Origin of the sequence: Isoptericola sp. NPDC060185, assembly GCF_042728595.1 — a bacterium.
GTDB lineage: Bacteria > Actinomycetota > Actinomycetes > Actinomycetales > Cellulomonadaceae > Isoptericola.
This window is the reverse complement of record NZ_JBHWYY010000114.1, coordinates 1-8,161: the sequence shown is the minus strand read 5'-3', so window position 1 is coordinate 8,161 and position 8,161 is coordinate 1. Positions and strand designations below refer to the sequence as shown.

The 8,161-nt window shown below is 73.8% G+C and carries 7 protein-coding genes; 5 read left to right on the top strand and 2 right to left on the bottom strand.

Translation table 11 applies throughout. The features are described from left to right. Positions 1-46: 46 nt before the first annotated feature. Entirely contained in the window at positions 47-1,552 is a 1,506-nt protein-coding gene (locus tag ACFWDO_RS20490; protein WP_380325742.1) for an MFS transporter, read from the bottom strand. 397 nt (positions 1,553-1,949) lie between these two features. On the opposite strand from ACFWDO_RS20490, the gene ACFWDO_RS20485 reads away from it, so the two are divergent. The 5 genes from ACFWDO_RS20485 (at position 1,950) to ACFWDO_RS20465 (ending at position 7,106) form a co-directional block, all read left to right on the top strand. After that, positions 1,950-3,467, top strand: coding sequence for an MmgE/PrpD family protein (locus tag ACFWDO_RS20485; protein WP_380325745.1), 1,518 nt, complete (start codon positions 1,950-1,952; stop codon positions 3,465-3,467). A gap of 20 nt (positions 3,468-3,487) precedes the next feature. Then, positions 3,488-4,399, top strand: a complete 912-nt coding sequence (gene prpB, locus ACFWDO_RS20480; protein WP_380325748.1) for a methylisocitrate lyase — start codon at positions 3,488-3,490, stop codon at positions 4,397-4,399. Positions 4,400-4,461: 62 nt separating this feature from the next. After that, entirely contained in the window at positions 4,462-5,616 is a 1,155-nt protein-coding gene (locus ACFWDO_RS20475) for a bifunctional 2-methylcitrate synthase/citrate synthase (RefSeq protein ID WP_380325751.1), read from the top strand. Beyond that, positions 5,613-6,404 (top strand): class I SAM-dependent methyltransferase, encoded by a 792-nt coding sequence (locus ACFWDO_RS20470; RefSeq protein ID WP_380325754.1) that lies wholly within the window; start codon positions 5,613-5,615, stop codon positions 6,402-6,404. Before ACFWDO_RS20475 ends, ACFWDO_RS20470 begins: the two co-directional genes overlap by 4 nt. Before the next feature lie 75 nt (positions 6,405-6,479). Further along, on the top strand, positions 6,480-7,106 hold the full coding sequence (locus tag ACFWDO_RS20465) for a CYTH domain-containing protein (RefSeq protein WP_380325757.1): 627 nt from the start codon (positions 6,480-6,482) through the stop codon (positions 7,104-7,106). Between the two features lie 3 nt (positions 7,107-7,109). Here ACFWDO_RS20465 and ACFWDO_RS20460 read toward each other — a convergent pair whose 3' ends face one another. Beyond that, positions 7,110-7,805 carry a Type 1 glutamine amidotransferase-like domain-containing protein gene (locus ACFWDO_RS20460; protein ID WP_380325760.1) on the bottom strand — a complete coding sequence of 232 codons (696 nt, stop codon included), beginning with the start codon at positions 7,803-7,805 and terminating at the stop codon, positions 7,110-7,112. Between the last annotated feature and the right edge of the window lie 356 nt (positions 7,806-8,161).

Sequence of the window (8,161 nt, the reverse complement as noted above, 5' to 3'; positions counted from 1 at the left end):
GCGACGGGACGACGACCGATCGCTACGTCAGGCTCCGGCCGACGCCTCAGTGCGCGGGGACCAGGCCCGGCATCGCGTCGAGGTCGAGGTCCGGGTTCTTCTCCTGCGTCCTCACGAGGGCCTTCGCCTCGGCGCGGGTGTCCACCGACGGCATCGAGCCCGGCAGCGGCTTGCCCGCGCTCTCCTTGACGAAGCACACGGCGACCGCGCCGACGACGGCGAAGCCCATGAGGTAGTAGGCCGGCGCCATGCTGGAGCCCGTCGCCTGGGTCAGCGACTCCACGATGAGCGGCGTCGTCCCGCCGAACACCGCGAGCGCCACGTTGTACGCCAGGCCCATCGAGCGGTAGCGCACGGCCGTCGGGAACATGGCGGGCAGCGTCGCCGCCTGGACGCCCACCATGCACGCCACCGGCACCGCCATGAGGCACAGCCCCAGCAGCGTGGACCACACGTGGCCCAGGGCCAGCAGAAGGAACGCCGGCGCCGCGAGGACGGCCAGGGAGCCCGCGCCGAACCACAGCAGGGGGCGGCGACCCACCCGGTCGCTGACCGGGCCCGCCACGAGGATCATCACCGCGAGCAGCACCAGCACGGGCACGGTCAGCAGGGTGCCGGACGTGGCGTCGTAGCCGAGCGTGTCCGTGAGGTAGGTCGGCATGTAGCTGGTGAGCGCGTAGCCGGCCGTGTTGGCGACGGCCACGAGCACCATCGCGACGGCGAGCGGGCGCCACTGCGAGCGCAGCGTGACGTCGGCAGCGGCGGCGGGGGCCTCGGCCCCCTGCTCCTTCGCGGCCTCGGCGGCGACCTGCTGCGCCTGGAAGGCCGGGGACTCCTCGATCTTCAGGCGGAACCACACGGCGAACGCGCCGATCGGGCCGGCGACCAGGAACGGGATACGCCACCCGCCGTCGAGCATCGCCTGCTGGCCCAGCGTCACCTGCAGCACCGTCACGACGACGGCGCCGAGGGCGAATCCCAGGTAGCTGCCGAAGTCGAGGAACGAGGCCGCCCAGCCGCGGCGGCGGTCGGGGGCGTGCTCGGCCACGAACGTCGTGACGCCGGCGTACTCGCCCCCGGTCGAGAAGCCCTGCACCAGCTTGAGCAGCACGAGCAGCAGCGGCGCGACGACCCCGAGCACCCCGTAGGTGGGCAGCAGGCCGATGAGGAACGTCGAGCTGGCCATCATCACGAGCGTGAAGGCGAGCACCTTCTGGCGACCCACGCGGTCGCCGATGCGGCCGCACACGATGCCGCCGAGCGGGCGCGCCACGTAGGTGGCGGCGAACACGCCGAGGGAGAAGAGGATCTGCACGCCGGACGAGGCCTGCGGGAGGAACACGGCACCCATGGTGACGGCGAGGTAGCCGTAGACGCCCACGTCGTACCACTCCATGAGGTTGCCGACGGCGGTGCCGCCGATCGTCTTCTTCAGCATGGAGTTGTCGACGACGGTGACGTCGTCCACGCGCAGCCTGCGGCGCGCGGCAGTGTCGGCCGCGACGGGCGCGGGGGTGTTGCCGGTCTGTTCCTGGGGAAGTACGGCGGTCATGTTTCCTTCCGTGGCCGGCGCAGCGGCACGCGGTGTGTCGCAGCTGTCCGACCCGTGACAGGGAGCCGGCGTCCACCCCGGGGGGCGGGCGCCGAGCCCGAACATGGGCGGCCACGTTACCGACTCTTGACTCGATATCAAGTTCACTGGGGCAACCATGGCCCGCAGGGAGCACCCGGCCCGACGCCGTCACCAGCGACGACACCGTTCCTTGACACGTCGTTCGTGAAGCCCGCCACAGGGCCCCCGAGGAGGTTCGCGGCGGGCCGCAGGCCGCCCTCGTTGGACCCTGTCGCCGCCGGGCGTTACGTTCTCGGGGCAGCCCGGAGCACCGGGCGGCGACGACGCCGGCAGCCGATGCCTGCCCGCGATGCCTGCAGCCGGAGGACTCCCCCGCATGATCGACCACGAGGTCCGCGTCTACCGTTCCGACGAGCCCCTGCCGCGCACCGGGCAGCTGGCGTGGAAGATCGCGGAGGTCGCCGCCGAGCAGCTCGAGCCGACGCCCGAGGTCACCGACATGGTGATCAACCGCGTCATCGACAACGCGGCCGTCGCGACGGCTTCCCTGGGCCGTGCACCGATCCTCGCGGCCCGCGCGCAGGCGGAGGCCCACCAGGTCTCCCGCGGCGGCGCCGGCGCCACGATCTTCGGCTCCCCCGAGCGCACGAGCCCCGAGTGGGCGGCCTGGGCCAACGGCGTCGCGGTCCGCGAGCTCGACTACCACGACACGTTCCTCGCGGCCGAGTACTCCCACCCGGGCGACAACATCCCCCCGCTGCTCGCCGTCGCGCAGCACCTCGGCCGCAGCGGCGCCGACCTGCTGCGCGGCGTCGTCACCGGCTACGAGATCCAGGTCGACCTGGTCAAGGGCATCAGCCTGCACGCGCACAAGATCGACCACGTGGCCCACCTCGGGCCGTCGGCCGCGGCGGGCCTCGGCACGCTGCTGGGCCTGCCCGCCGAGACGATCTACCAGGCCGTCGGGCAGGCGCTGCACACCACCACCGCGACCCGGCAGTCGCGCAAGGGTGAGATCTCCACCTGGAAGGCCCACGCCCCCGCGTTCGCGGGCAAGATGGCGGTGGAGGCCGTGGACCGCGCCATGCGCGGTCAGACCTCGCCCAGCCCGATCTACGAGGGCGAGGACGGCGTGATCGCCTGGCTGCTCGACGGGCCCGACGCCCGCTACACCGTGCCGCTGCCGGCCGCGGGCGAGGACCGCCGCGCCATCCTCGACACGTACACCAAGGAGCACTCGGCCGAGTACCAGGCGCAGGCGTGGATCGACCTCGCGCGCCGCCTCGGCACCGAGCGACCCGAGCTGCGCGACCCGGCGAACGTCCGGTCGGTCGTGCTGCACACCAGCCACCACACGCACTACGTCATCGGCTCCGGCTCCGGCGACCCGCAGAAGTACGACCCGGCCGCGAGCCGCGAGACGCTCGACCACTCGATCCCCTACATCTTCACCGTCGCCCTGCAGGACGGCGCCTGGGACCACGTGGCCAGCTACGCCCCCGAGCGCGCCGGGCGCCCCGACACGGTGGAGCTGTGGCGCCGCGTCACGACGGCCGAGGACGCCGAGTGGACCCGGCGCTACCACTCGGTCGACCCGGCCGAGAAGGCGTTCGGCGGGCGCGTGGAGATCGAGCTCGCGGACGGCTCGCGCGTCGTGGAGGAGATCGCCGTCGCCGACGCGCACCCGCTGGGCGCCCGCCCGTTCGCGCGCGAGCAGTACGTGGCGAAGTTCCGCACCCTGGCTGCCGGCGTGCTGGCCGACGAGGAGGCCGAACGGTTCCTCGACGTCGCCCAGCGGCTGCCCGAGCTCACCGCCGCCGAGCTGTCCGGGCTCACCGTCACCCCGCTCGCCGACGCGCTGGCGGCGCACCCCGTCGCGCCCGGCATCTTCTGAGGACCTCGAGGGAACCCGCCATGCTCTACTCGTCCACCACCCCCGCGGCCAAGCGCGCGGCCTTCCGCGAGCGCCTGCGCTCGGGCGACCTGCTGCAGCTACCGGGCGCCTTCAACCCGCTCGCGGCGCGCCTGATCCAGGACAAGGGCTTCGACGGCGTGTACGTCTCGGGCGCCGTCGTCGCCGCCGACCTGGGGCTGCCCGACGTCGGCCTGACGACGCTCACCGAGGTCGCCGGCCGGGCCGGCCAGGTCGCCCGGATGACGGACCTGCCGACCCTCGTGGACGCGGACACCGGCTTCGGCGAGGCGATGAACGTCGCGCGCACCGTGCAGGCGATGGAGGACGCGGGCGTCGCGGGGATGCACGTCGAGGACCAGGTGAACCCCAAGCGCTGCGGCCACCTGGACGGCAAGCAGGTCGTGGACGAGCCGACGGCTCTGCAGCGCGTGCGTGCCGCGGTCGCGGCCCGTCGGGACGAGAACCTCCTGGTCATGGCACGCACCGATGTGCGGGCCGTCGCGGGCCTGCCGACGGCGATCGACCGGGCCAAGGCGCTGGTCGACGCGGGAGCGGACGCGATCTTCCCGGAGGCGATGCGCGACCTCGCCGAGTTCGAGGCCGTCGCGAACGCCGTCGACGTCCCGGTGCTCGCCAACATGACCGAGTTCGGCAAGTCCGAGCTGTTCACCACCCGCCAGCTGTCCGACGCGGGCATCGCGCTCGTCATCTACCCGGTCTCGCTGCTGCGCCTCGCGATGGGCGCCGCCGAGCGCGGCCTGGACGCCCTGCGCGCCGAGGGGTCGCTGGCCGGGCAGGTGGAGCACATGCAGACCCGGGCCCGGCTGTACGAGCTCGTGGACTACGCCGGGTACTCGTCGTTCGACACGGGCGTCTTCGACTTCACCCTGGACGACAACCTGCACGGCTGACCGTCGCGCCCACGCACCACGAACCGCAGCACATCGCAGCACATCGCAGCAAAGGAGCATCGATGACAGAGCACACCGGGTCCGAGCCGGAGGTCCGCCGCGGGCTGGCGGGGGTGGTCGCCGACGTCACGGCCATCTCCAAGGTGGACCCCGAGACGAACTCGCTGCTGTACCGCGGCTACCCCGTGCAGGACCTCGCGGCCACGCAGTCGTTCGAGGCCGTCGCCTGGCTGCTCTGGCACGGCGAGCTGCCCACCGCCGACGAGCTCGCGGGCCTGCGCGCCACCGAGCGGGAGCACCGGCCGCTGGCCGACGACGTGCGCGCCGCCATCGACCTGCTGCCGGTCACGGCGCACCCCATGGACGAGCTGCGCACCGCGGTCAGCGTGATCGGCGCGCGGGAGGCCGCCGGGCTCACCGCCCTCGAGGCCGCCGCCGACCCGGAGGTCAACCTCGCGCGCAGCGTGCGCCTCTTCGCCGCGCTGCCCGCCGTGGTCGCCTACGGCCAGCGCCGGCGCCACGGCCTGGAGCCGGTGGCCCCGCGCGACGACCTCGACTACTCCGCGAACTTCCTCTGGACGACCTTCGAGGTCGAGCCGGACCCCGTGGTCGTCGACGCGTTCAGCCGATCGATGGTCCTGTACGCCGAGCACTCCTTCAACGCCTCGACGTTCACGGCGCGGGTCATCACGTCCACGCTGAGCGACCTGCACTCCGCCGTCGTCGGCGCGGTCGCGGCGCTCAAGGGGCCGCTGCACGGCGGCGCCAACGAGGCCGTCATGGAGACGCTCGCCGAGATCGGCTCGGCCGACCGGGCGGCGGCCTGGCTCGACGACGCCCTCGCCGCCAAGCGCAAGATCATGGGCTTCGGGCACCGCGTCTACAAGCACGGCGACTCCCGCGTGCCGACCATGAAGGCCGCCCTCGACACGCTGGTCGAGCACTACGACCGCGCCGACCTGGGCGCCCTCTACGACGCGCTCGAGGCCGAGTTCGTGGCGCGCAAGGGCATCTACCCGAACCTCGACTACCCGTCGGGCCCGGCCTACCACCTGATGGGCTTCGACACGCCCACGTTCACGCCGCTGTTCGTCGCGGCCCGCGTCACCGGCTGGACGGCGCACGTGATGGAGCAGCAGGCCTCGAACGCACTCATCCGCCCGCTGTCGGCGTACGTGGGCCCCGAGCGCCGCGAGGTCCCGCCGGCGGCGTCGTGACGCCCGGCGGGCGGTCACCGGCCGGCCACGCCTCGTCGTTCGGCGAGGCGGCCGACGCCTACGCCGCGCACCGCCCCGACTACGCGCGGGCCGCGGTGCGCTGGGCGCTCGAGCCTGCTCCCGGCCCGCGCGTGCTCGACCTCGGTGCCGGGACCGGCAAGCTCACGGCCATGCTGCTCGACCCGTCGCTCGTCCCAGGCGGGGACGTGGTGGCCGTCGAGCCCGACCCCGCGATGGTGGCCGAGCTGCGACGGTCGACCCCCGGCGCCCGCGCCCTGTCCGGCAGCGCCGAGGCGATCCCGCTCCCGGACGGCTCCGTCGACGCGGTGCTGGCGGGCAACGCCCTGCACTGGTTCGACATGGCCGCCGCTGGCCCGGAGATCGCTCGCGTGCTCGTCCCCGGCGGCGTCCTCGCCGGCCTCTGGAACCTTCTGGACGACGGCGTCGAGTGGGTGGCGGGGCTCGCCCGGGTCGCAGGGAGCGCCGTCGTCGGGCCCCGCGACACGCCTGCGGCATGGCGGGTCGCGACGTCCGACCTGCTGCCGGGCCCGGCTGCCGGGCCGTTCGGCCGGACCGAGCGCGCCGAGCTGCCGCACGAGCAGCGCCGCACGGCGGACTCCCTGGTCGCCACGCTCGCGACGCGCGCCGGGGTGCTCGTCATGCCGGACGCGGAGCGGGCGGCGACGACCGGGCGCATCCGCTCCTACCTGACCGGCCGGCCGGAGACGGCGCGCGGCGAGTTCGCCCTGCCGATGCGGACCGGCGTGCTGCGCACCCGCCGCCGCTGAGCACCCCCTGCGGGCTTCCCCACGCGCGCGGACGCGGTGCCAGTCGGGTCAGCGCGGCGCACTAGGCTCGCAACCATGTCTGCCGACTACTCCGACTTCGAGTTCGAGCGCCGGTTCTTCGTCCGCGAGCTCCCCGACGCGCTGCGCGACGCGCCCGCCCTCATCGTGCAGTCCTACTTCCTGTCCGACGGCGGGTACGCGCTGCGCGTGCGCGTGCAGGCCACGGGCGTCGAGGCCCGGCTGGGCGCGGACAGCGACGCGCGCGACGTGCTGGAGCTGTACGGCTCCCGCGTCGACTTCGCCGCCGTCACGGTCAAGGGCCCGTCCGTCGGCGGCACCCGGTACGAGGCCGAGCGCCAGCTCGACCCGCTGGTCGGCGTCGAGCTGGTGCGGCGCGGCGGCGCACAGGTCATCAAGACGCGCTACGCGGCGTGGCTCGGCGCGGACGGCTGGTCGATCGACGTCTTCGGCGGCGCCAACGCGCCGCTCGTCGTCGCGGAGTGCGAGCGCTCGGGCCCGGTCACCGACCTGCAGATCCCCGACTTCTGCGTCACGGAGCTCACGGACGACCGCCGGTTCTCCAACGAGTCCCTCGCCGTGGACCCGTTCCGCGGCTGGTCCGCCGCCTACGCGCAGGAGCTCGCCGCCCAGGGCCCCCGCTTCCGCGACGACTTCGGCGGCAACACCACGCTCACGACCTGAGCCTCACGGCCCGGGGTCCGCACCCGCGACGGCGACCGCGAGCCGGTCACCGGGTGCACGGTGCTCGACGCCGGACGGCGAGACGACCGTCAGGAACCCGGAGCCGACGACGGTCGCGCCGTCCGACGTGCAGTGCAGGCCGACGGTCTCCGGGATCCCGAGGACCGTCGTCCCGTGGCGGTGCGCCCATCGTTCCGCCGACTCGAGATGGTCGACGTCGAAGTGGGGCAGGATCGTCGCCCCCTCGACCAGGCCGAGGCCGTCGAGGTCGGTCAGGCCCGGTTCGTTGGGGTCGTGCCCGTCGGCGATCGCGATGCTCTCGCAGGCCAGGACGGCGCCCGCGCTCCCGCCGTAGTAGTCGCCGCCCGATCGCCAGAACTCCCGCACCGCGGGGACGAACCCGTGCCGACGGACGTGGTCGAGCAGGCGGAACGTGTTGCCACCGCCGACGAACAGCACGTCTGCCGTCGTCAGCTCCGTGGGCGAACGACCCGCGAGGCTCTCCCAGGTGTCGAGCTCGAACGGCACGCCGAGGGCGGAGAGACCTCCCCGCAGCCAGGCGTCAGCCGTCGGCACCGTCGCCGGCGGGAGCGCGAACGGCCAGTAGACGATCCGCGCCGTGCGTCCGCCGAGCATCTCGCACCACAGCTCGCGCTCGTCCTCGGCGCTACCGCACCCGAACCACAGGTCACCGTGCATCGGCGGATCCTACGCGCCCGCCCGCCGGCGCGGCGCTCAGCCGAAGCCCTTCCCCAGGGCACGTGGACGCGACCGCACGTGACGACGGAGCGGGGCGGCCGAGGTCCTTCGCGCGGTCGTATCCCTCCCGAAATGGAGCGCCGCCAGGGGCGCGTGAACGCGACCGCGTGGAACAGCCGAGCGGGGCGGCCGAGGTCCTTCGCGCGGTCGTATCCTTCCCGAAGTGGAGCGCCCCCAGGGGCGCGTGAACGCGACCGCGTGGAACAGCCGAGCGGGGCGGCCGAGGTCCTTCGCGCGGTCGTATCCCTCCCGAAATGGAGCGCCCCCTGGGGCGCGTGAACGCGACCGTGCGAAGG

Coding starts and splice junctions, on each gene's coding strand:
- ACFWDO_RS20460 (WP_380325760.1), bottom strand. CDS start 7,805: ATGCACGGTGACCTGTGGTTCGGGTGCGGTAGCGCCGAGGACGAGCGC.
- ACFWDO_RS20485 (WP_380325745.1), top strand. CDS start 1,950: ATGATCGACCACGAGGTCCGCGTCTACCGTTCCGACGAGCCCCTGCCG.
- ACFWDO_RS20490 (WP_380325742.1), bottom strand. CDS start 1,552: ATGACCGCCGTACTTCCCCAGGAACAGACCGGCAACACCCCCGCGCCC.
- ACFWDO_RS20465 (WP_380325757.1), top strand. CDS start 6,480: ATGTCTGCCGACTACTCCGACTTCGAGTTCGAGCGCCGGTTCTTCGTC.
- prpB (WP_380325748.1), top strand. CDS start 3,488: ATGCTCTACTCGTCCACCACCCCCGCGGCCAAGCGCGCGGCCTTCCGC.
- ACFWDO_RS20475 (WP_380325751.1), top strand. CDS start 4,462: ATGACAGAGCACACCGGGTCCGAGCCGGAGGTCCGCCGCGGGCTGGCG.